General features: G+C 46.1%; 1 protein-coding gene. It reads left to right on the forward strand.

The window, feature by feature from the left end:
• Nucleotides 1-188: hypothetical protein (locus ACB034_RS20810; protein WP_371173652.1), on the forward strand; the 188-nt coding region annotated here is incomplete at its 5' end.
• Nucleotides 189-505 lie beyond the last annotated feature (317 nt).

The following is a 505-nucleotide window of genomic DNA, read 5'->3' on the forward strand; positions in this document are numbered from 1 at the left end:
CCTTAACTGCCTTAACTGCCTTAACTGCCTTAACTGCCTTAACTGCCTTAACTGCCTTAACTGCCTTAACTGCCTTAACTGCCTTAACTGCCTTAACTGCCTTAACTGCCTCAACTGCCTCAACTGCCTCAACTGCCTCAACTGCCTCAACTGCCTTGCTTTGTAAGTGCGTGATGATTTTTCAATAATCTCTATAGTAAGTAGTCCATCTCTATCTGAACGACAGCGGTTCGTGATGCCTAGTCCTAAACGGGGCAATGTAATCATTCATCTGGTGTAGAAGCTGGCTATGAATCATGGAGTGTGGCTCGCTATAGTGCCGTCGAGAGGTGGTTTCTGTGGATAAGTTTGTATAAAAGCTGTGCCTTGATATGAATAACTAAAAAAGTGCCGATTTTTGCAATTTTATTGCAGGGGAGGGGTTGCCAGAACGAATTCGCTCCCTATAATGCGCCTCCATCGACACGGCAAGCGGCAACGCAAAGCCCGAGTCGATAACCTCGAA

The organism is Aeromonas sp. S18(2024) (genome assembly GCF_041402525.1).
Classification (GTDB): domain Bacteria; phylum Pseudomonadota; class Gammaproteobacteria; order Enterobacterales; family Aeromonadaceae; genus Aeromonas; species Aeromonas enteropelogenes.